The 23,028-nt window shown below is 48.3% G+C and carries 14 protein-coding genes and 1 pseudogene; 7 read left to right on the top strand and 8 right to left on the bottom strand.

Annotation, left to right across the window (positions count from 1 at the left end):
* Positions 1-436: 436 nt before the first annotated feature.
* Positions 437-1,375 carry an L-lactate dehydrogenase gene (locus tag BVJ53_RS07525; protein ID WP_129301883.1) on the top strand — a complete coding sequence of 313 codons (939 nt, stop codon included), beginning with the start codon at positions 437-439 and terminating at the stop codon, positions 1,373-1,375.
* Positions 1,376-1,466: 91 nt separating this feature from the next.
* Here BVJ53_RS07525 and BVJ53_RS07520 read toward each other — a convergent pair whose 3' ends face one another.
* From BVJ53_RS07520 to BVJ53_RS07485, 8 genes are all read right to left on the bottom strand, one after another.
* Entirely contained in the window at positions 1,467-2,945 is a 1,479-nt protein-coding gene (locus BVJ53_RS07520; protein WP_129301882.1) for an APC family permease, read from the bottom strand.
* 323 nt (positions 2,946-3,268) lie between these two features.
* The gene (gene sstT, locus BVJ53_RS07515) at positions 3,269-4,561 is read right to left on the bottom strand and encodes a serine/threonine transporter SstT (RefSeq protein ID WP_129301881.1); all 1,293 of its coding nucleotides are present in this window, start codon (positions 4,559-4,561) and stop codon (positions 3,269-3,271) included.
* 266 nt (positions 4,562-4,827) lie between these two features.
* Positions 4,828-6,840 carry a glucose PTS transporter subunit IIA gene (locus BVJ53_RS07510; RefSeq protein ID WP_129301880.1) on the bottom strand — a complete coding sequence of 671 codons (2,013 nt, stop codon included), beginning with the start codon at positions 6,838-6,840 and terminating at the stop codon, positions 4,828-4,830.
* A 3-nt stretch (positions 6,841-6,843) separates the two neighbouring features.
* A complete protein-coding gene (gene treC, locus BVJ53_RS07505; RefSeq protein ID WP_129301879.1) occupies positions 6,844-8,505 on the bottom strand; it encodes an alpha,alpha-phosphotrehalase in 1,662 nt (553 codons plus the stop codon).
* 50 nt (positions 8,506-8,555) lie between these two features.
* Positions 8,556-9,272 (bottom strand): trehalose operon repressor, encoded by a 717-nt coding sequence (gene treR / locus BVJ53_RS07500; protein ID WP_129301878.1) that lies wholly within the window; start codon positions 9,270-9,272, stop codon positions 8,556-8,558.
* Between the two features lie 285 nt (positions 9,273-9,557).
* On the bottom strand, positions 9,558-10,784 hold the full coding sequence (locus BVJ53_RS07495; RefSeq protein WP_129301877.1) for an L-lactate MFS transporter: 1,227 nt from the start codon (positions 10,782-10,784) through the stop codon (positions 9,558-9,560).
* A 160-nt stretch (positions 10,785-10,944) separates the two neighbouring features.
* Complete coding sequence (locus BVJ53_RS07490; RefSeq protein ID WP_129301876.1) at positions 10,945-12,726, bottom strand: ABC transporter ATP-binding protein; 1,782 nt, start codon at positions 12,724-12,726, stop codon at positions 10,945-10,947.
* Between the two features lie 3 nt (positions 12,727-12,729).
* Positions 12,730-14,448, bottom strand: coding sequence for an ABC transporter ATP-binding protein (locus BVJ53_RS07485; protein WP_129301875.1), 1,719 nt, complete (start codon positions 14,446-14,448; stop codon positions 12,730-12,732).
* Positions 14,449-15,406: 958 nt separating this feature from the next.
* On the opposite strand from BVJ53_RS07485, the gene metE reads away from it, so the two are divergent.
* The 6 genes and pseudogenes from metE (at position 15,407) to BVJ53_RS07445 (ending at position 22,999) form a co-directional block, all read left to right on the top strand.
* A complete protein-coding gene (gene metE, locus BVJ53_RS07470; RefSeq protein ID WP_129301874.1) occupies positions 15,407-17,692 on the top strand; it encodes a 5-methyltetrahydropteroyltriglutamate--homocysteine S-methyltransferase in 2,286 nt (761 codons plus the stop codon).
* Positions 17,670-18,542, top strand: a complete 873-nt coding sequence (metF, locus tag BVJ53_RS07465) for a methylenetetrahydrofolate reductase [NAD(P)H] (RefSeq protein WP_129301873.1) — start codon at positions 17,670-17,672, stop codon at positions 18,540-18,542. Before metE ends, metF begins: the two co-directional genes overlap by 23 nt.
* A gap of 166 nt (positions 18,543-18,708) precedes the next feature.
* Positions 18,709-19,532: pseudogene (locus tag BVJ53_RS07460) on the top strand (PfkB family carbohydrate kinase).
* A gap of 199 nt (positions 19,533-19,731) precedes the next feature.
* Complete coding sequence (locus tag BVJ53_RS07455; protein ID WP_129301872.1) at positions 19,732-20,280, top strand: ECF transporter S component; 549 nt, start codon at positions 19,732-19,734, stop codon at positions 20,278-20,280.
* Between the two features lie 219 nt (positions 20,281-20,499).
* On the top strand, positions 20,500-21,294 hold the full coding sequence (locus BVJ53_RS07450) for an ABC transporter ATP-binding protein (protein WP_129301871.1): 795 nt from the start codon (positions 20,500-20,502) through the stop codon (positions 21,292-21,294).
* Positions 21,281-22,999 carry an ABC transporter permease gene (locus BVJ53_RS07445; RefSeq protein WP_129301870.1) on the top strand — a complete coding sequence of 573 codons (1,719 nt, stop codon included), beginning with the start codon at positions 21,281-21,283 and terminating at the stop codon, positions 22,997-22,999. The genes BVJ53_RS07450 and BVJ53_RS07445 overlap by 14 nt, the downstream gene beginning before the upstream one ends.
* Positions 23,000-23,028 lie beyond the last annotated feature (29 nt).

Below are 23,028 nucleotides of genomic sequence, written 5' to 3'. Positions count from 1 at the left end.
AGAATTTTTTGAGCGCGAACCACCGCGGGTAGAAGTCGGAGTGTAAGTGGCCTTGGGCGTGATGGCCCGGGCTTAGGCCATTGCGACCAAGGTCCTTACACGCAGACTCCTGCGCCGGCGAACGCGTTATGGTGTGAGCGTGAGCCGGCGCGTTCAGGAGTCGGAGTGTAAGCGGCGTTGGGCGTGATGGTCGGGCTTTGACCACTGCGACCAAGGTCCTTACACGCAGACTCCTGCGCCGGCGAACGCGTTATGGCAAATCATGAGCCAATCTTCAACTCATCAATCACGTTTATCAAGTTATCGTACCTGTCATCTGTTACAATGAAATCGGATACATGAAAACAGCTGACAATGGCCATTGTTTGGCGACTGCCATTGTTCAGCTTCGGATAGCTACGTCAGTGTCAATATCGTTTTGAGGAGGAATTTTGGCATGCAAAATCACGGGAATATCATTTTAATTGGTGACGGTGCTATTGGGTCAAGCTATGCGTTTAACTGTCTTACAACCGGCGTTGGCCAGAGTCTGGGCATCATTGACGTTAATGAAAAACGGGTACAAGGCGACGTTGAGGATCTTTCTGATGCACTGCCTTACACGTCACAAAAGAATATTTATGCGGCTAGTTATGAAGACTGCAAATATGCCGACATTATTGTCATCACTGCGGGAATCGCGCAGAAGCCGGGGCAGACACGGCTTGAGTTACTAGCGATTAACGCCAAGATTATGAAGGAAATCACCCGCAATATTATGGCGAGTGGCTTTAATGGTTTTATTTTGGTGGCTTCCAACCCGGTTGATGTGCTGGCAGAACTGGTTTTGCAGGAATCGGGCTTACCACGCAATCAAGTATTAGGTTCTGGCACCGCGTTAGATTCGGCTCGACTGCGCTCGGAAATCGGCTTACGTTACAATGTTGATGCCCGCATCGTTCACGGCTATATCATGGGTGAACATGGTGATTCCGAATTTCCGGTTTGGGATTATACCAATATCGGTGGCAAGCCAATTCTTGACTGGATTCCGAAAAATCGTCAGGAAAGCGATCTTGCTGAAATCAGCGAACGCGTGAAAACAGCGGCTTACGGGATCATTGAAAAGAAGGGTGCCACTTTCTACGGCATTGCTGCTTCGCTGACACGATTAACCAGCGCTTTCTTAAATGATGACCGCGCTGCCTTTGCTATGTCCGTTCATCTTGAAGGTGAATATGGCTTAAGCGGCGTTTCCATTGGGGTTCCTGTTATTCTCGGTGCCAACGGGTTGGAACGTATTATCGAACTTAATTTGAATGCCAAAGATCATAAGCGTCTGTCAGATTCTGCGGCGATTTTGAAAGAAAATCTCTTGAAGGCTCAGGAAGCTTAGTCAGTATCCATCAATCTAAGCAAGTTAAAAACGCCCACAAAGACAAAATCTTTACAGGCGTTTTTAATTTCGAACGTATTTTTTAAGCTGCTCAGTCTTCTTTGGACTGCTTCGCTGCTTTGGTTTTCTGCTCAACAACCGAACCTATTGTTAATGCCGAGTGTCTCATGCCATACAGGAAATAGATGGCGCACCCGATTAGGAACCAGATGCCAGAGTACATTTTAGCTTGGATATCCAATCCCATGAAAACGACAAGTGAACCGAGAAAAGCAACAGCAGGCAGTACCGGATATAGCGGCATTTGAAAACGTGGCTTGGCGATGTCTTTACCTTCGCGGGGACGCAGCCGATAAATGCCAAGTGTCACAAACATGAAGGCAATCAGTGTTCCAGCTGAAATTAATTGGGCCAGGAAGGCAAACGGGAAGAAAGCACCGATTATCACGCCGATTGCAATTAAAACTGCCAACGCAATATTCGGCAGTTTGCGGCTGTTCAACTTGCCCAAACCGCGCGGCAACATGCCGTCGCGGCCAAAGCTATAAAGCAACCGGGATCCTGCCATGGCCATGCCGATCAAGGCCGTGAACATCCCCAGAACCGCGATACTTTCGACCACGGTTGCGACCACTGCATGTCCGGAATGGCGTAGTGCCCAGCCAACCGGTTCGGCGTTGTTGGCATAATCCTGGTACGGGAACATGCCCAACAGCACGAGGCCGACTGAAACAAACAGGAAAACCGCAATTAATAACGAGCCAAGAATCCCCCGCGGCATCGTTTTCTCTGGATTGATCGCTTCAGCCGAATTTGCAGCAATCGAATCAAATCCGATATAAGCCAGAAAAATCATTGATACACCGGCGTAAATCCCCTGCCATCCGCCAAACGGAGTACCATCAGCATTTAAATGATATTTTGGGAAAAACGGATGGAAATTTTCCGGATGAATGGCCGTCAAGCCAACCACAAGGAAAAGCAGAATTGCCAAAACCTTCATGACCACCAAAATGTTTTCGACCCGCGCGGCACTTGAGACCCCTCGTGACAGCAACACGCCGACCATCAACATTACCACCACGGCGACGAGATCAACGACCCCACCGTCAGTGCCAAACGGATTGGCCAATGCCGCCGGAAAATTCAAGCCAATCGTCGCTAGCAAGCCGCGGAAGTTTGCCGATAACCCGGAGGCAACAAACGCAACCGCAATAAAATACTCGGCTAACAAAGCCCAGCCAGCAATCCAGCCGAAGAACTCTCCAAACACCACATTAATCCACGAATACGCGGAGCCGGCAAATGGCATTGCAGCCGACATTTCCGCGTACGCAAAAGCTACCAACCCAGCCACAATTGCAGCGACTAAAAAAGAAATCGAGACTGCGGGACCGGCGTGTTTAGCCGCAACCACCCCTGGCAACGTGAAAATAGACGCCGACACAATGGTCCCGACCCCTAAAGCGAGAAAGTCACGTACCCGCAACACCCGTGGTAGATGCGAATCTTTATCTTCGTAAACACTTGGATCCTCTTTTCGAAACAGTCGTTGCCACACTTTACCCATCAAAACCTCCATTAAATCGTTAATGCTGTCTTTTCAATGTGTTAATAAAAAATCCATGAAAACTAGGTTAGCACATTTTAGCAAAACTGGAAAGCGCTGTATTTTTAATGACATTAGTTATCATTTAAAAAATAACCTTCACAGTCGACTTAGACAACCACAATCACTGTTAAATCAACATTTTACAGCCAAAAAAATTGCTGAAGTTGATACACAAAACTGCCCAAGCAACGCCACTTGTCGCCTGGGCAGTTTTCATTAGTTTATTAATCACCCTGGTATTCGCTCACTTAATACGCCGCACCGTGAACAGGCAAACTTACTTAAATCCGTTCGCCTTCTTCTTCAATTGGTTTAGCAACTTTAGTCTTCACTTTATTCGCCGCTTTAACCGCCGCTCGCATATCAATAGGATGACCATCGCGACGATCATCGGCATATTCGGCGGTGGCGGTGAAAAGCAGATCCGAAGCCGAATTAACCGCTGTTTCCACAGAGTCCTGAACCACCCCGATGATGAAACCGATGCCGACCACCTGCATTGCGATGTCATTGGAGATCCCAAACAGCGATGCTGCCATCGGAATTAATAACAGCGAACCACCGGCAATTCCCGAAACCCCGGTGGCCGAAATGGCTGACAGGAAGCACAGCAGCAACGCTAGAAAAATGCTGACGTGCACACCCATGGTATTAGCAGTTGCCAGTGTCATAATCGACACTGTGATGGCAGCACCACCAGAGTTTGCCGAACCGCCCAGTGGAATCGAAATCGCATAACTTTCTTTGTTCAAACCTAGGTCTTCGCAAGCTTTTAAATTGATTGGAATATTCACGGCGCCACTACGAGTGAAGAAAGCCGGAATGCCGCTGACCTTTAACGTCCAAAACGTCAACGGATAAGGATTCTGGTGCGTTAACAGCCACACCATAAATGGATACACGATCAGATAGACAAATACCATCGTCGCGACCAACAAGATGAGCAACTGACCATATGCCATGACGCCCTTAACGCCCGTTTTACTTAGTGATTCATGCAGCAAACCAACAATCCCGAACGGTGCAAACTGGATCACCGTTTGTGCCACGCTGCTGACGGTTTCCGCGAACTCGGTCACCACTTTTTTGGTCGTACCGCTCGCCAAACGCAACCCCGCACCAATCAGCAACGACCAGAATAGAATTGCCAGGTAATTACCTTCAACCAGCGCGGAAATCGGATTTGCCACTGCATTCGTCAGCAAATCGGAGACAACCGTGCCTAAATCCTTCGGCGCACTTTCGGCAATTTTCATCGCACCCGGCAACACCAGCTTGATCGGAAACAGATAAGAAACCGCAACCGCCGCAACGGACGAAAGCAATGTGGCACTTAAATAAAGCACGATTACGGTGCCGAAATGGTTCTTCGAGCCGGACCGATATTTGGAAATTGCCGACATAATCAGCAAAAATACCAGCAACGGCGCGATCGCTTTCAATGCCCCAACAAATAGCTTCCCTAAAATATCGATAAAGGACCAGGAGGGCACCAATACCCCTAACACTGCCCCAACAACGATTCCGATAACGATTTTCAGAATCAACGACACATCTTTGTACCGTCTATACATAAACTGGCCCCTCCTCCATGTAAAAATTAATGTTTAATGAGAACACTTTTAAGTTTGCCTGAATTTGGTCACAACTTCAAGTTATTTTTATCGAAATCATGAATTTTCGTCAAGAACCATTTTCGTTAAGCTTTTGTACATTTACCAGTTCACTACCTTCTCCTTCAGACAAAAACACCGATGCCTCAGCGACATCGGTGTTTCAGCTAATTAATTTTTAATCGCCGGTCAGACATAACGCGTCTGTCAGTCAACTCATGACAACCTTACTCAACCGTCTTACCTAACCGCTTCTTCTTAGGCGCTGCTTTAGCCGCATTGGCATCGGCGTCTTTGTAGCCGAAGAAGTATACCAAAAGGAAAGCGGCGACTAAAGTGACAATTGAGGCAATCCAGAATCCAGCAAAGTTGCCTGGATTGTGAGCCCAACCTGGAGCAGCAAATGACGGGAAGCCGATAAAGCTGCCAGTGAATCCGTACATCGAAACACCTAACAGGCCATTGACAACACCGCCGATTGCGGCACCGATACTAGCGAAGATGAAGACACGGCCATACTTCAAGTTAACACCATACATAGCAGGTTCGGTAATGCCACAGCATGCGCTGATGAACGCAGAAAGAGACAAGCCTTTTAGTGCTGGGTTGTGCTTGGTTTTAACCCAGACAGCCAACGCACCAGCACCTTGGGCGATCATGGAAATGGAAACGATGCCGTTAAGCACGGACTCTGGGTGCGCGGAGGACAGTTGTGCGGTAATAACCGGAATAACCGCCCAATGCAAGCCGAAGATAACCAGCACTTGATACAAACCGGCAATAATGGCATCGGAAATCATTGGCGTCAAGCTGAGCAATGCCTGAATCCCGGATGTGATCGCGCTAGACAACACCGTGATCAGTGGTCCAACAATCAAGACTACTGTCATACCGACTAAGAAGATTTCAACCAAAGGCGTGAAAATCATCCGCAAAACCAGCGGCATCCAGCTCTTGATCCACGGTTCAAGTTTGGATGCCATCCACGCTGCAAAAATCATCGGGAAAATTGAATACGTGTAATTCGCAATGTGCACAGGTAAGCCGAAGAAACTAGCATTGATGCCCATACCCAGCAACGTGCCACTGACTTTACCGGCCGTTGCAATCTTAGCAATTGATGGGTAAATCAGGAACGCACCGATGATGCCAACGATAACCGGATCCGAGCCAAGTTTTTGAGCGGCCGTAAAGCCAACGATCACAGGCAGGAAGTAAAAAGCCGCATCGCCCATTGCACTAATAATCACATAAGTCGGATCGGTCGTTGAGAGATGGAACCAGGTGGTCATAATGTTGAGCACACCTTTGAGCATCCCACTGGCGGCCAAGAGTCCGATAACCGGAATCATGGAACCAGTAATTGTTCCGATTAATGCTTGGGCCCAACGCTTAAGTGTACCCAAAAAGCTGGTATCTTTAACCTCTGCCTGGGTTTCCTTAATGGCCTCCGCAGTACCTTCAGCATTTGAGTAACCGGGACCTAACTGTTTAATAACCTCATCATAAACATCCGTGACGGCTTGCCCAATGACGACCTGATACTGACCGTTTGCCCGAGCGACATCAATGACACCTGGAATGTTGCGCACTGTGTCATCGTCTGGCTTTTGTTCATCTTTCAGATAAAATCGCAACCGGGTGATACAGTGAATCAAGCTGTTGACGTTCTGCGCCCCGCCGACATCAGCAATAATCTGACGTGCAGTCGCCGCATACTTGCTTTCTTTCTTATTCGACGTCGCCGCGGTTGCTTGTGCGGCTACCGCTGCTTTGGGTGTCATCACGGCAACTTCTTCACCGCGTTTCACTTCACCCGGGGTCACATCAAGGTGATCAACCACGTCTTTGGTATTGGTAATCGCCACGATAACTGTCGTCTTCTTACCGGCTTTCTTGATCGCGTCCAAATCCATGGAACCAATCACATCGCCGGCTTTGACTTTGGCGTCCATCGCAGTGTCGATTTCAAACGGCGCGCCTTTCAATTCAACCGTATCGATTCCTAAGTGAATCAATAACTCGGCGCCGTCATTTGCTTTGATCCCAATGGCATGCTTGGTATCGGCAATCATCATGATCCGCCCATCAACTGGCGCCGCAATCTGGCCATCTGACGGTTCAATGCCGAAGCCATCGCCCATCATTTTCTGTGAAAAAACCGGATCGGAAACATCTGTAATCGCCATGGCTAGACCTGAAACAGGTGCTACGAGGTGCAATTTCTTTTCGTCAGCCATTTTCTATTCCCCCTTATTTTCTACCGTTGCTAACAATGCAATCGTCGCGTAAGGCGGCAATGTCATGGTTGCAGTTGGTATTAATCCTGATTCATTGGTAATAAGCACTTTTGCGGATTGGAATCGACTAGGTAGCGGTACTGTGATCGCCTTGTCACTGAAATTATTCAACACAAGTAAGTGATCCGCACCACCAACCCGTTCATACGCATACAGGCGATCAATGTCGGTCCCAAACGGTTCATAACTGCCGTCACTGATCACGTCATATTGTTTCCGTAACGCAATCAGCTTTTGATAGAACTGGAAAATTTCACCGTGCGCCAACTCATCTTTGACATTGATTTCCTTTTGATTCGTCGGCCGCAGCCAAGGCGTGCCGGTGGTAAAGCCGGCATTAGCGGAATCATCCCATTGCATCGGCGTCCGACTGTTGTCGCGGGCCTTTGCCAAAATGATCGCAAATGCCTCTTTTTCGGACTTGCCTTCACTTAGCAATGCCTTGAAAGCATTTTTGGCTTCGATATCCACGTAATCAGCCATTGAATGGTAGTGCGGATCGGTCATGCCGATTTCTTCACCCATATAGATATACGGAGTGCCGCGACTGAGATGAATCGCCGCAGCAAGCATTTCGGCACTTTTAACGCGATACTTTCCCACGTTGCCAAACCGATTAAGCGCCCGTGGCTGATCGTGGTTATTCCAGAACAGCGCCTGCCAGCCGCCACCTTGATCTAACTGTTGCCCCCACGTATGCAAGATGTCGCGTAAGGCATTGAAATCGTATGGTTCCTTGGTCCACTTCTCGCCATCTTTATAATCGGTCTTCAAGTGGTGGAACTGAAAAACCATGGACAATTCATGATTTTCCGGCTTCGTGTAGGCGATTGAGTTTTTAACCGTTGTTGAACTCATTTCACCGACTGTTACACTACTTTGATCTTGCCCGAAGCTGTTAGCAGCCAATTCCTTCAGATAGTCCTGAACAATCGGCGTATCTGTGTACAGGGTTTTGCTGGCAACTTCTGGCGGTGCATCAACCAGCTTTTCCGCCTTGCCAATCACATTCAACACATCGAACCGGAACCCGTGGACTCCCTTGGCCCGCCAAAAATTAATAATTGCTGCTGCTTCTTGGCGAACCGCTGGATTGTGCCAATCCAAATCAGCTTGGCGACGTTCGTATAAATGCAGATAATAATTGCCGGTATCGCCAAACGGTGCCCACGCTGGCCCACCGAATTTGCTTTCCCAGTTCGTCGGCAAGCTGCCATCCGGCTTTGGCGGACGAATATAATAATAAGCTTGATAATGCTTGTCGCCAGCCAATGCCTTCTGAAACCATTCGTGTTCTGTGCTCGTATGATTCAACACCATGTCCAACATGATATCGATGCCCGCTTCTTTGAGTTTCTGAGCCAATTCGTCAAAATCCGCCATTGTACCGAACCGCGGATCAATGTTGCGATAATCGGCAACATCATAGCCGTTATCGTATTGTGGTGACACGAAGAATGGATTGAACCAGATCATGTCAACATGCAATGACTTAAGATAATCAATCTTTTCAATAATGCCACGCAAATCGCCGATCCCATCGCCATTGCTGTCATAAAATGACTTAGGATACAGCTGATAAATGACTTTCTTATGAAATCCCATCGCGCACCTCGTTACTTTTCATCCTTAACTGAAGCTCGGCCTGCCACCATTCACGGCCGCATCCGCCGAGCAAAATCATGAAACTTAAACCGATCCGCCCGATGCCGCGACTCCGTGTATTGAAACTTTGTCGTGTCAACCAGACTGCTACAACTGCGAACCACCACGACCACCGCGGCTTGAGGTAACTTCAGGTACCGGCGATCTTCTTCGGTAGCTGTTTCCACCGTGATTTCCTTGGTCGCATAGGCAATGGTCAACCCCACTTGACCTTCAAGATAGGCATACAACGAATCTTTGGCTGCCGACTCCGGAATCGGCGGCACCACCTTAGGATCAAGATAATCAATATCGATGATGTCCGGCTCGCCTTTTAAATACCGCACCCGCTTCAAAAACCGCATCTGCTTAGTCGTGACATGCGGATCCACGTCCTTAAACGACTTGGCTGGTAATGTTGCAAAATGATTGGCCAAAATGACGGTTCTTGTCTGTAAGTGAAATTCTTTGGCCAATTCGGCATAACTTACAACTCCTGAAACGGGGAAAACGTATTCCTGCCGATTAATCACCGTTGAACCTTTACCTTTTTGCGACTGGATAAATCCATCGTCTTTGAGTAACTGCAATGCTTTTCTAACCGTATCGCGCGACGCTTGGTACATCTCCTGCAACGTCCGTTCACTCGGTAGCAAAGATCCCGTTACATAAATCTCTGCTTCGATCTTATCTTTTAGATCCTGATAAATGACGTCGTACTTGCGCATTTCTTCCCCCTCCAGAAAGGGATTTCACTTACAGAGCTTATTTTACCTGTACGTACAGGTATGTCAACAAAAAGCACTTCGATTTAGCTAATTATTTGTGGCATTAACTAAAAACGTTGTTGCATCAACGATTTTACCCAGCAAAAAAGATCCGCACCTAGGCACGGATCTCTAATATATTAATATCTACATTAGTAGCGGTTTATATCAATAACAGCAGTGCAAGGTCGACTTGATCTTCCAACCCATTGATATTTTCGGTATTTCAGTCCGTCGTTAACCCTTTTAATCGATCACGCGCTCCGCTTTTTCCGAAGCCGTGAATTGGCGCCGGATACGAATCGACAGTCCAAAAGCCAGTAATTCGAGAAGGACGAAGAGAACCAGGCTAACGGTATAATTGTGAAAATATTCCTCGCTAAAGCTTAGCAACGTTGGGCCAGCAATACCGGCCGCAGCCCACGCGGTAAGCACATAACCATGAATCGCTCCAAGTTGCTTGGTGCCAAACACATCGCCAAGATAGGCGGGAATTACCGAAAAACCCGCGCCATAGCAAGACATGATCAGGCATAACGCGATCCCGAAAAGCAGCGGCGAGCCGACCGTTAAAATGCCGACAAGCATGATCACGTCAACCACAAAAATCAACGTGTACGTCAACGGTCGGCCAATCAAATCTGACAAAGTTGCCCAAGCTAACCGTCCAAAGCCGTTAAACAAACCCACAACGCCGACCATCATGGCAGCGGTGGCGGCGGACATACCGGTTTGCTGCTGGGCCATTGGTGAGGCAACGGCCACTAAGCCGATGCCACAAGTGATGTTGATAAAGAACATCAGCCATAAGTAGCGGAATGACCGAGTCTTAACTGCTTCATTGGCTGTCATCGCTGCACCGGTGAGGCTCACACTTTTGGCCAAATCAGCTTCCGGCACCTCATTCGGCCGCGGTTTGCGAATCACCTGCGCCGCGCCTAGCATGATCACCATATAAACCGCACCCAAAACATACATGGTGGCAACCACGCCAATGCCGGCAATCAGTTGCTGGGCAATCGGACCGGTCAGCATGGCCGCAAAACCAAAACCCATGATCGCCATCCCCGTCGCCAATCCACGATTATCAGGGAACCACGCAATAATCGTTGAAACCGGGGTCACGTAGCCAGCACCCAATCCTAATCCGCCGATCACGCCGTAACCCAGATACAGCAGTGGCAATGAATCGATTTGAATCGCCAAGCCGGTTAGCAAAACACCCGAACCGTATAAGATCGCGGCAACCGTCCCAGTCAGCCTTGGGCCAAACCGCTCAACCACGCGTCCCATGAAGGCAGCACTCATGCCTAAGAAGAAAATGGCAATACTAAATGCAACCGTAACCGAAGACAACGCCCATCCCGTCTGTTTGGCAATCGGACCGGTAAATACGCTCCATGCATAAACCGAACCAATCATCAAATGAAGCAAAATACCGCCTAAAGCGACTAAATACCTACGTTTGCTCATAGCGACCTCCATGATGTGTTTATTAATCAGCTCAATAACGTCATTGTTCTGATATAGAAAGACTATCATAAGGTTTAAGCTTTAGGAAGGCTTCTAAACCGATTTATATACGAATTATATTAAAAAATATAATTGAATAGTCCGGAATTTGGAACGATCGTTATTCAAACACCATTTGGTTATGATACAGCTCGGCGTAAAAGCCATTTTGCGCCAATAACTGTTCATGATTACCTTCTTCAATAATCTTGCCATCACGGAGGACAACAATCTTATCGGCATTCAAAATCGTCTTCAGCCGATGGGCAATAACAAAGCTCGTCCGCCCTTGAATCACGTTGTCCATCGCCGCTTGAATCTTGGCCTCGGTGACCGTATCCACGTTACTGGTCGCTTCATCCAGAATTAGCAAGCGCGGATCGGTCAAAATGGTTCGGGCAATCGACATCAGCTGCTTTTGGCCGGCCGAGAACACGCTTTGTTCATCCGAAACAAAGGTATCGTAACCATCTGGTAAGCTCATAATGAAATCATGAATATTGGCCTGCTTGGCAGCGGCCTCAACGCGGTTTTGATCGGCCTCAGGATCACCGAAACGAATGTTATCGCGAATGGTGCCGGAAAATAGTTGCGGATCCTGCAGAACAATACCGACATTTTGCCGCAGCGATGCAAGTTTAAAGTCGCGCACATCAACACCGTCAAACGTAATTGAACCGGAATCGACATCGTAAAAACGATTCATCAGGTTCATAACCGTGGTCTTGCCGCTGCCAGTCGGGCCAACCAGTGCCACCATCTCGCCTTTTTCAACATGAATTGTGACGCCGTGCAGAATCTCCTTACCCGGAACGTAGCTGAAATGCACGTTATCAATCACCAGCTCGTGTTTCAAGCCATCGAGGGTGCGGCCATTTTTCGGATCGACTTCATCCGGTTGTTCCCGCACCTCGGTAATCCGGCGGGCACCAGTAATGGCTAACTGAATCATGTTAAACAGACTGGTCAGCTGCACAATTGGCTGATAGTACTGCTGCGCATAGTTAACGAACACAACCACCAAGGCCAACGCCGCGCCTTGACTCAACGAACCGTTTAATGCCAACCATGAGCCGGCAAAAATCACAATCGCCGTGTTCAACAACGATAAGCCCATGAGTAAGGGATTTAAAATGCCGCTCCAAATCTGCCCGCGCAAATTAGACTTGCGCACTGCGGCATTATAAGTCTGAAAACCGGCAACACTTTCCTGCTGCAGACCATTAGTGATTAACATCTTCTGGCCGGTAATTTGCTCGTTAATGTAGCCATTAAGCCGCCCTATGTCATCTTGTTGGCGATCAACCGACACACTCGCCTGATGCATCACAAAAGCCGCCAAGCCAATCGCCACTGGTGTCGAGGCCATGGTAATCCACGCTAAAGTTGCATTTTGGGTGAACATCATCCAGATAATCCCAATAAACTGCGCGCCGCTTAAGAATATTTCGATCAGTGCCTGATTCATGGCATTGAAAATGTTATCCAAGTCGCTGGTAAACCGCGACAGAATATCGCCGTCACTATGACTATCAAAATACTGTACTTTCATGCGCTGCATTTTCCGAAACAAACCTACCCGCATGGTGCCGGTCGAATAACCGCTGACTTTTGACAGTAATAGGCTCGAGATCAAAATGCTGGATGCGTCAATCAAATACAGCAAGACAAAAATGGCCAGAGTGTGGTTAAACGCCGTAAAAGAGGCTTGTGCGCGTGTCGCCGGATTGGCCCATTGCTGCACATAGACTGTCAATTCTTCAATAGCACGCCCCATATACGTCGGTGCAACGGCAATCGCCCACGTGGAAATCGCGATTAAAATCGTCGTGATCAAAAATTCTAGCCAATAAGGCCGTAAATAATGCGCGTAAAATTTACCGGCATTTTTCAGGTCTTTCATGCGTTACACCCCCTCTTCCAGTGCCTTTTGCGTTGCATAAATTTCACGATAAACATCATTATGCCGAACCAGTTCAAGATGCGTCCCGCTGCCAACCAAGCGACCGTCATCAAGTACCAAAATGCGATCAGCCTTGATAATCGAACTGATTTTTTCGGCAATAATAATGGTCGTCGTGTTTTTCAACTCATGTGCCAACGCCTCTTGAACCAACTTCTCCGAACGGGCATCTAGCGCCGAGGTGGCATCATCGAGAATCAGAATCTTTGGCTGCCCAATCACCCCGCGTGTAATCGAAAGTCGCTGCTTTTGGCCGCCAGAAAAGTTTGACGAGCGTTCTTCAACTTCCGCGTGGTAAGTGTGCGGCAGCCGTTCAATAAATTCGGCCGACTGAGCGATCTGGGCTGCCCACTTCATAGACGCTAAATCAGCATTCGGATGACCTTGCTGCAGATTCTCGGCAATGGTGCCGGAAAAAAGCGTGGAGCGCTGCAAGACAAAACCAACTGTCTGCCGCAAATCAGCTTCGGTGACGGCGCGAACATCGTGCCCCCCAACCTTGACAATCCCGGTGTCTGGGTCAAATAGTCGCGGAATTAACTGTGCCAACGTGGTCTTGCCGCTACCGGTTGCGCCGACAATGCCAATCATTTCACCTGGCTTAACCGCAAAACCGATATCGCGGATAGTCGGCTTGTCATCCCCCGGGTAGGTGAATGTCACGTCATCGAATTCAACGGCACCATCCAGATCCCGATGTGGCCCACTCACAAAAGTCATACTCGGCTTGGTAGCCATCACTTCATGGATTCGCCGTAAAGAAACCAGTGCCCGTGATGCGAATGTCAGCATAAAGCTCTCATTAATGATCGCAAACAGAATCTGCATCAAATAGTTGATAAAACTGGTAATTGCCGCCAAGTTACTCGGATGGCTCGTGATATTCTGACCGATTAACCAAATACTTAAAGCAATCGCTAAGTTGGCAATCAGGAAAAACGCCGGCATCAACAAAGCAAACAAATTGCCGATTTTAACACTGACATCGCGCATCTCGTCGCTTGATTCCGCAAAGTTTTTTGTCTGATTTGCGCCTTGAACAAACGACTTCACCACCCGCATGCCCATTAAATTTTCACGCGCCAAGGTGTTCACTTTTTCAATTAATTGTTGCATCCGGCCAAAATACTTGCCCATACGACTGAACGAAAAAAGACTGACCCCCAGCAGCAACGCCATCATGACGGCTATGACCCACCACAACTCAGGCAGGGTGACAATTGCCAAAATGACTGCACCGATAAAAAGAATAGGGATACGTGTGACTTGCTGAAAAAAGCCCATGACAATTTGCTGCACCTGATTAATATCATTCGTCATGCGCACAACCAGATTCGATGACGAAAATTTTTCGATATCAGCATAAGCCAAACTTTGGATTTTGGCATATTCATCCGCCCGCAAATCAGTAGCCACGCCTAATGCCACCCGCGCCGAATAGATAGTATTGATAATCCCCCCGACAATCCCGATGATCGCCAGTCCAATCAAATATAGTCCATTGGTCCAGACGGTCTGCTTGTCATTTTTCATGATGGCATTCATGATCACCTGAAGCAGATGCGGCTGCCAAAGTGTAGCGAACGCTACCACAAAAATAGCCAGGATTGACCAAATCACGTCCCAGCGATATTTCTTAATGTATGGAACCAAAACTTTCATAGCATTCTTCCTCCGATGACTTGTGCTAATAGCTTACCCTAAAAGTTGAAACAAGTCAGCGTTAACGCTCTTGGGTTTTTCTTGTTCATGTTGCGGCTGGACAATCACAAGGGTAAACATGACACAGGTATTGTCATCTTAACAAAACTACGCCATTATTTACGAAATAATGAGAATGAAACAGTCGTTTTCGTAACAAACCATTATTTAACAGTTGTGGGAGGCTTCACTCTAATTTAATAAATATCTTGACAGCTGCCATAATTGTCAGTATGCTAGTCGCAACATTGAAATGCGGAAAGATGAGTAGTTGTTGGTTTCCTGTCTAGAGAGTGTCCATTTTGGTGCAAGGACATCTGGAAATGACAACGAATATGGTCTTGGTGATGCAGGTGTGTTGAGCGTAAACAAAACACACATGGGGACGCCCATTATTGCGTTAAGTCTCACAGTATTGGTTGTCGGACTGATTGAGGAAAGTCGTGTGAGCGACTTTCAAACCAAGGTGGTACCACGGTAAGCCGTCCTTGGCCTAGACATTTTTAGTCTGGGTCAAGGACGGCTTTTTTATTTTTCGATCTTGCGTGCTAACACAAGCCACGTCTTTCAAAAGTTCATTTCAATCATCAGCAAGTGTTCTTCAATCCATCATTGGACTGACTGATGTCACACTTCATCATGCGTTCTCTTTAACGCGTTCACTGGCGCAGGAGCCTGCGTATAAGGACCTTGGTCGCAATGGCCTAAGTTCGGGCCATCACGCCCAAGGCCGCTTATACTCTGGCTCCTAAGCGCGCCAGTTCACGCTCACTTCATAACGCGTTCACTGGCGCAGGAGCCTGCGTATAAGGACCTTGGTCGCAATGGCCTAAGTTCGGGCCATCACGCCCAAGGCCGCTTATACTCCGGCTCCTAAGCGCGCCAGTTCACGCTCACTTCAAAATAGGAGGTTTTTCTTATGACAACAACCATCATCGGCTACCCGCGAATTGGTGAACATCGCGAATTGAAGTTTGCCACCCAGAAATATTTCAAGCACCAGATTACGGCACAGGAACTGCAGGAAAAAGCCCAAGCATTGCGGCAGCAGCATTGGGAAACGATTCAAGCGGCGGGCATTGATCAAATTCCCACTGGTGATTTTTCTTTCTTCGACAACACCCTGGATGTCGCCAACCTTTTGAATATTGTGCCAAAGCGGTACTTGGACTTGAATCTGTCGCCACTCGATACCTACTTTGCCCAAGCGCGCGGCTATCAAGGCGATGCCGGTGATGTCAAGGCACTCGCTATGAAGAAATGGTTCAATACCAACTACCACTATCTGGTGCCCGAATTTGATCACGACACGCACATCCAAGTCACAGACTGGCAACTTTTCGAACAGTATCAAGAGGCCAAAGACCTAGGCATCGCGGCGCGCCCGACTTTAATCGGTCCTTACACCCTGCTCAAACTGTCACGCTTCATTGATGTCGCTCCGGATGATTTTGTGGGCGACTTAATCGCCGCTTATCGCACGATCATTCAGCGGCTACATGCAGCCGGTGCTGAGTGGATACAACTTGATGAACCAGCGCTGGTTTATGACCAAACCGATGCGGACTTAGCGCTGTTTGAACGGCTTTATACGCCTATTCTGGCGCAAAAGAACGCCGCCAAAATTCTGGTTCAGACTTATTTCGGCGACTTAACCGACTCGTTTGGACGGATTTCCAAACTGCCTTTTGATGGCTTCGGTCTGGACTTTGTGGAAGGGTATGCGAACCTCGATCTGCTGAAGAAGCACGGCTTCCCGGCGCATGCCACCTTGTTTGCCGGTATTGTCAACGGCAAGAATATCTGGCGCACCCACTATGCCGATGCTTTGGCGACGATTAAGCAGCTGGCCGCCATCACGGACAAGCTTGTGTTGAGTACCTCCACATCGCTGCTGCACGTTCCTTATACCCTACGCAATGAAACACATCTCAAGCCGGAAGAAAAGCAATATCTGGCTTTTGCTGAAGAAAAGCTAAACGAATTGCACGAACTGGACGCTATTTTCCACAGCGATGCCGATCACGAAGCCTACCAGGCCAACGTCGCCTTGTTCAGCAAACCGCGTTACGAGGAAAATAAAGCCTTAAACGCCAAAATTGCCGCCTTAACTCCGGAAGACTATAAGCGGACGCCTGATCGCCAAACCCGGCTTGCCATTCAGGCTAAGGAATTCAACCTGCCGCTACTACCGACGACCACAATCGGTTCCTTCCCGCAAACCGCTGAAGTCCGGCGCAATCGGGCTAAATTCCGCCGCCATGAGATCACAGAAGCCGAATATACGGCATTCAATCATCAAGAAGAAGTCGACTGGATCAGATTCCAGGAAAAAATCGGCCTGGACGTGCTGGTTCACGGCGAGTTTGAACGTAACGACATGGTTGAATATTTTGGTGAAAACTTCGGCGGTTTCCGCTTCACCGACAACGGCTGGGTACAAAGCTACGGAACCCGCGGTGTGAAACCCCCGATTATTTGGGGCGATGTGGTGCGCACCAAGCCGATTACAGTTGCGGAAACGGTTTTTGCCCAAAGTCAAACTGACCACCTCGTCAAAGGCATGCTCACTGGACCGGTTACCATTTACAACTGGTCCTTCCCACGTGAAGATTTGAGCCAAAAAACCAGCGTGGAACAGATTGCGTTGGCCTTGGAAGATGAAGTGTTGGATCTTGAAAAACACGGCATCAAAATTATTCAAATCGATGAACCGGCCTTACGGGAAAATCTGCCGCTGCGTAAAAAAGATTGGTATCCCAAGTATTTGGACTGGGCAGTGCCAGCTTTCCGCCTCGTCGCCAGCAAAGTGAAACCGGAGACCCAGATTCACACGCATATGTGTTATTCGCAGTTTGGCGACATCATTAAGGCCATCGATAATCTCGATGCCGATGTGATTTCATTTGAAGCTGCACGGTCTGATTTCAGCCTCTTAGACATTCTCAAAGCCACCCATTTCCAGACTCATGTTGGCCCCGGTGTTTACGATATCCACTCGCCGCGTATCCCTTCGAAAGACGAAATTGTCCACATCATCCACGAAATTTTGAAACGACTGCCGGCTGATCATGTTTGGATCAACCCTGACTGCGGTCTTAAAACCCGTGACGTACCGGAAACCAAAGCCAGTCTGATTAACATGGTAGCAGCAGCCAAACAAGTACGTAAGGAACTCACTCATGAAAATCAACCAGTGCTTTAAAGATCATCAAGTCATTTCATTTGAAGTCTTTCCCCCGCGTAAAAACGCCAGCAATGTTGCGCTGACACCGATTCTCAACACCCTTGATGCGGTCAAAGAAGCCGATCCCGATTTTGTTTCCGTTACATTCGGCGCAAATGGCAATAAGCCGCATATGGGCACGCTGGAGGTCGCTAAGCTGATCAAAGACGAATTTGATCTAGAACCAGTGGCACACTTGCCCGCTGCGCAGCTCACCCGCGCACAAGTTGACGCAGAGTTACGCGGTTTTCAAGAGACCGGTATTGACAATATTTTGGCGTTACGCGGTGACATTCCCAAAAGCGGCCGCGTCAGCAATGATTTTCCTTACGCCTGCGACCTGATCGAGCATATTCACCAGCGCGGCGATTTCAATGTCGTAGCGGCTTGTTACCCGGAAAAACATCCCGAATCACCGGATGTGGTTAGTGATATCCAGCATCTAAAGGAAAAAGTCGATGCCGGAGCCAGCCAACTGATTAGCCAACTTTTCTTTGACAATCAGGTTTTCTACCGCTTCCGGGAACGGACCGAGCTTGCAGGGATTCACGTGCCCATTGAAGCTGGGATCATGCCAGTGATCAACGAGCATCAAATCGAACGCATGGCCACCATGGCGGGCGTCAATCTGCCGCCAAAATTTGTCGCCATGATGCAACATTTTTCTGACAACAAAGAAGCCATGCGCGATGCCGGGATTGCGTATGCCATTGATCAAATTATTGATCTATTGGTGCACGGTGTCGATGGCATCCACATTTACACCATGGACAATCCCACCGTCGTCAAACGCATCGCCACAGCGACAAAAACGATTCGGAATGCTTAGTTGAGTTTGATGCCTTCAATATGAATGGTCCCGGCGCGGTGCTAAGACCATTTTAGTTTGCACAGAAGGCAGTTTGTGCCAATATATAAAAAAGCTCATTGACAGTTCGTTAAAAATTGCGCATGCTCTTTGTTAAGCACCTATACTTTTAGAAAGGATTCATACTTTGAACACGAAAAGTCTGATCATTAGTCAGGATTTATGCGGTGTCGGCCAAGTTTCCATGGGCGTGGCGCTACCATTAGCGGCTGGTTTGGGGTTGACGCCATATGTGCTGCCGACTGCGTTATTGTCAAGCCACACAGGCGGACTGGGCGCGAATACTTATCTTGACCTAAGTTCCGAGATGCCAGGCATTCTAACCCATTGGCAACAATTGCAACTGCAGCCTGATGGGATTTATCTCGGTTATCTTGGCCAAAATGCCGCGCTTCAATGGCAACGTTGGCTGCCAAAATTTTCGGCGCCGCTTGTGTTGATTGACCCGGTTATGGCAGATGACGGCAAACTTTATAAAGGGTTTGATGCCGCGTACGTTGAAGTGTTGCAACAATTAGCCTACCGCGCCACCGTCTTGACGCCGAATGTCACCGAAGCGCAACTGCTCTTAGACGAACCACTGGTGGCCTTAACGGAGCCGTCAGCCGTGATGGCGTTGGCAAAACGGCTGCATGCCCAATTTCATAATGCCGTCTTGATTACCGGCGTCCCTTTTCACAAGCAGATTGCCGTTGTCGGGGTTGATGCCTCTGGCGCGACGCTTGCGCTGGCACAGCCAAAAGAACCCGGTCATTATTTTGGTACCGGTGATCTTTTCGCGGCGGCTTGGCAACCGGTCTGCTGAAAGGCCAACGTTTGCGGCAAGCAGCAGCAACTGCTATGGTGGCCGCACGCTTGGCGATCAAAGCCACGTTGACTGCTGATGCCGACCCAAAATACGGGTTAAATCTCGCTGGGGTCATCCCGGCGTTGGGTAAGCAACTGCCTTAGATTATACAAATACGCTAGCGGGCTGCCAGCTTCTAACCACGCGGGCTCACGCTCATCTTAACGCGTTTCCCCGCGCAGATGCCTGCGTGTAAGGACCTTGGTCGCAATGGCCTAAGCCCGGGCCATCTCGTCCAAGCCCACTTACACTCCGGCTTCTAACCGCGCGGGCTCGCGCTCATCTTTGGAGGATTTATAGATCATGACAACTTCTCACAACACCTTAAAAAACATCATCTTTACTGGCTTGTTCGCGGCGATCATCTACATTGGCATTTCACTGTTGCGGATTCCAATTCCCGCCATGGTCGGGCGACCGTTCATCCACTTTGGCAATCCTTTAATGGTGCTGGCCATTCTCTTTTTAGGCGGTCGGCTAGGCGGTTTAGCCGCAGCGATCGGCTTGGGTGGTTTCGACTTGCTGAACGGCTACGCTGCCACCTCTTGGCTAACAGTCTTGGAAGCGATTGTGATGGCAATCGTTGTTAGCACACTATTCAAGGCCTTCAAGCATAACGACGAACCTCGCAATATCATTATCATTGGAATTATTGCCGGGTTAACAAAAATCGTCACCTCCTTTCTCACAGGCATTGTTGAGGCGTTAATGGTTGGCACCGTCTTTAAAGCTGCAGTTGTCGGTTCCTTTTTAAGTTTGCCAGCAACAGTCATTAACTCAGTTGCCACTGCTTTTATCGTACCAATTTTGTACTTTATGCTTCGACCTCTCTTCAGACGGTTCACTGCCTAAATTGTTTTGTAAATTAGCCTTGACTAGCGAATCGCAAATCAACCTTACACCAAGCACAACGCTTGGTGTTTTTTCGTGGCATCTTTGTGGCGTTATTCAACAAGCACTTTCCTATACAACAATAATCATTTCTGTCATAATCGGCGAAAAGAAGCATGTACATCTTGCTATTCGCGCACGAGGCTACATGTCAGCTAACTCGGTCAGGAGGCCATTTTTATGACAGATTCCATCGTGACCCTCAGTCACATTCAAAAAAGTTTCGGATCCAAAAAGGTTCTAAAAGACCTTAACTTCACGATTGCTCCCGGCAACATCGTGGGTTACATCGGTCCCAACGGCGCTGGCAAAAGTACCACCGTTAAAATGATGCTCGGCTTGCTTGAGCCAGATGACGGCACACTCGAACTGTTTGGTCAGCCAATTAGCCCAAAAGATCCTAGCTATAAACGGCGGATCGGCTATGTGCCGGAAAGCGCCGATGTTTTTGATGCGTTAACGGCGCGCGAATATTTGAGTCTCATTGGCCAGCTTTATGGCTTGAGCGCTGCCGATGCCGAGCAAAAAGCCTTGGCACTGGCCGAGCTTGTCAACTTGCGCGATGCTTTTGACCGCCGTATTTCGTCCTATTCAAAAGGGATGCGGCAACTGATTTTGATTATTGCCAGTTTGCTGCACAATCCGGACATTTTATTCTGGGATCAACCATTGAACGGGCTTGATGCGAACACCGTGTTAGTTATTGAAGAAGTGTTGCAGGACTTGCGTGATCAAGGCAAAACGATTTTCTATTCCAGCCATATTCTTGATGTTGTCCAGAAGCTTTCAGACCGGATTATTGTTTTGAATGCCGGGACAGTGGTGGCGGATGGACCGTTCAAAGCCATTGCCAAGGAAGCCGATACCAATTTACAACAACTCTTCAATGATCTGACCGGTTTTGCGGAACACGGTCAAAAAGCGCAGAGCTTCGTCGATATCGTGACTGAAGGTGAATCCCATGAAGATGCTTAAAAAAACAGAGCCGGTACCAAATGACCCAGCGGCATTGCCTTTGCCGAAAGCTTTTTCATGGTTAGTACGACTTCGCCCGACATTTGAAAAACGCGGGATTCAATTTGATCAGTTGCGATTGATCCTTGCAACTAAGAGTCTATTAGCCTCCCGTGAATCGAGTGGCTTAGGCAGTATGTTTAATAACAATAAGCGTGGTAAGCGCTCACGTCTTAGAATAACCTTTTTATGGAATACCGTATTCGGAGCAGTTTTAGGTTTGTTACTGCTTATTCCCGCATCAATCGTGACCACCTTCACCATGTTCATGACTGTCCAACTGTTGACGAGTTTTCTGGCGATTTTAACCAGTTACTCCAGTTTGATTCTTGATCCGCGTGATCGCACGGTTTTTGCCGCTCGTGGTGTCAATGACCGAACGTTGAGTTTTGCCCGACTTCTCAATATTTGTTTCTACTTAGGGATGACGCTGCTGGCCATGGGCGGTCCCGGAATTGTTATCAGTAGCTTTCATTATGGACCGATTGTTGCGATTGGCGGTTTCATTGCACTGCTATTCAGCGGCATCTTAAGTCTGATGCTGGCGCTTTTCGTCTACTTGCTGATTTTGAGGTTTTTCGATGGTGAGCGCTTACGGAACATGTTGAATCTGGTGCAAATTTTACTGATGATCGGTATCTATGCTGGCGGCCAGTTGCCTAATTTATTGCCACAGTCCATGTCAATTTTCGGCGCGTCCATTAGTGACCAATTTAGCTGGCTCTTCATACCAGCCTTCCCTGCTTGGTTCGCCGGTTTGCCTATGTTATTTGCCGGCCAGGTAACGGCTTTAAGTCTCTTGCTAGCTGGTTTAAGTGTCGTGATTCCAGTTGCCATGACCCTTATTTTCTTTCACTTCTCTGGTGTATTTGAAGTTTACTTGGAAAAACTGAATCAAGGTAACGCCCGTCCACGCAAACTCGGCTGGTGGTTCCGCGGTATCAGTGCTTTAATGACGCGTCCTGGCGAAGAACGCACTTATTTCACCTTGGGTTGGCGGGTATTAGGCAGTGAACGTGACTACAAATTACGAGTTTATCCGCAACTGGCATATGGGCTGATTCTACCATTAATCTTCATCGGCAATGAATTACGGGAAATGAGTTTCAAGTCAGCAAGCCACTTTATTGCTTACGCAGGCATTGGTATCATCGTGGCGCTGGCACCGGCTTTGGTGAATCTCCGGTTTTCGAGTCAGCCTCAAGCCATGGCGATTTTCCAATATGTACCATTTAAAACGCACGGATTATTATTGCGCGGCGTGGTTAAGGCCATGTTTGCCCGCCTGTTCTTACTACCGCTAGTCTTGATGACGGCAATCACCACAGCCATTGGCGGTCTTGACGCGTTGGTGGCCGGTATTGCGGTCATCATTTTAACTTACGGCATCACGCTGATCATGGGCTGGCCACTGGTTGGCAGTCAATTTCCGTTTGCAAGTGTCTATTCAGCCAACGCCAACTTCCGCGGAGGATCTATCGGCGTTATCAGCATCATTTTAGGCATGATCGCGGCAGTCATCATCATTTTTGTTGGCGGCTTCCTTGGCGGCTGGATTTTCCCATTGGTTCTGACACTCTTAGGTTTGACGTTTGGCTTGCTACTAGGGCACTTTTATCGCACCAATCTGCGGTATGAATTAAGAATTAATACCGAGCCAGAATAATCACGCAAGTCTCCTAAAACGAACATCAA

The organism is Lacticaseibacillus chiayiensis (genome assembly GCF_004123795.1).
GTDB lineage: Bacteria > Bacillota > Bacilli > Lactobacillales > Lactobacillaceae > Lacticaseibacillus > Lacticaseibacillus chiayiensis.
Note: the sequence above shows the minus strand (reverse complement) of the source record. Positions and strands in the feature narration are given on the sequence as shown.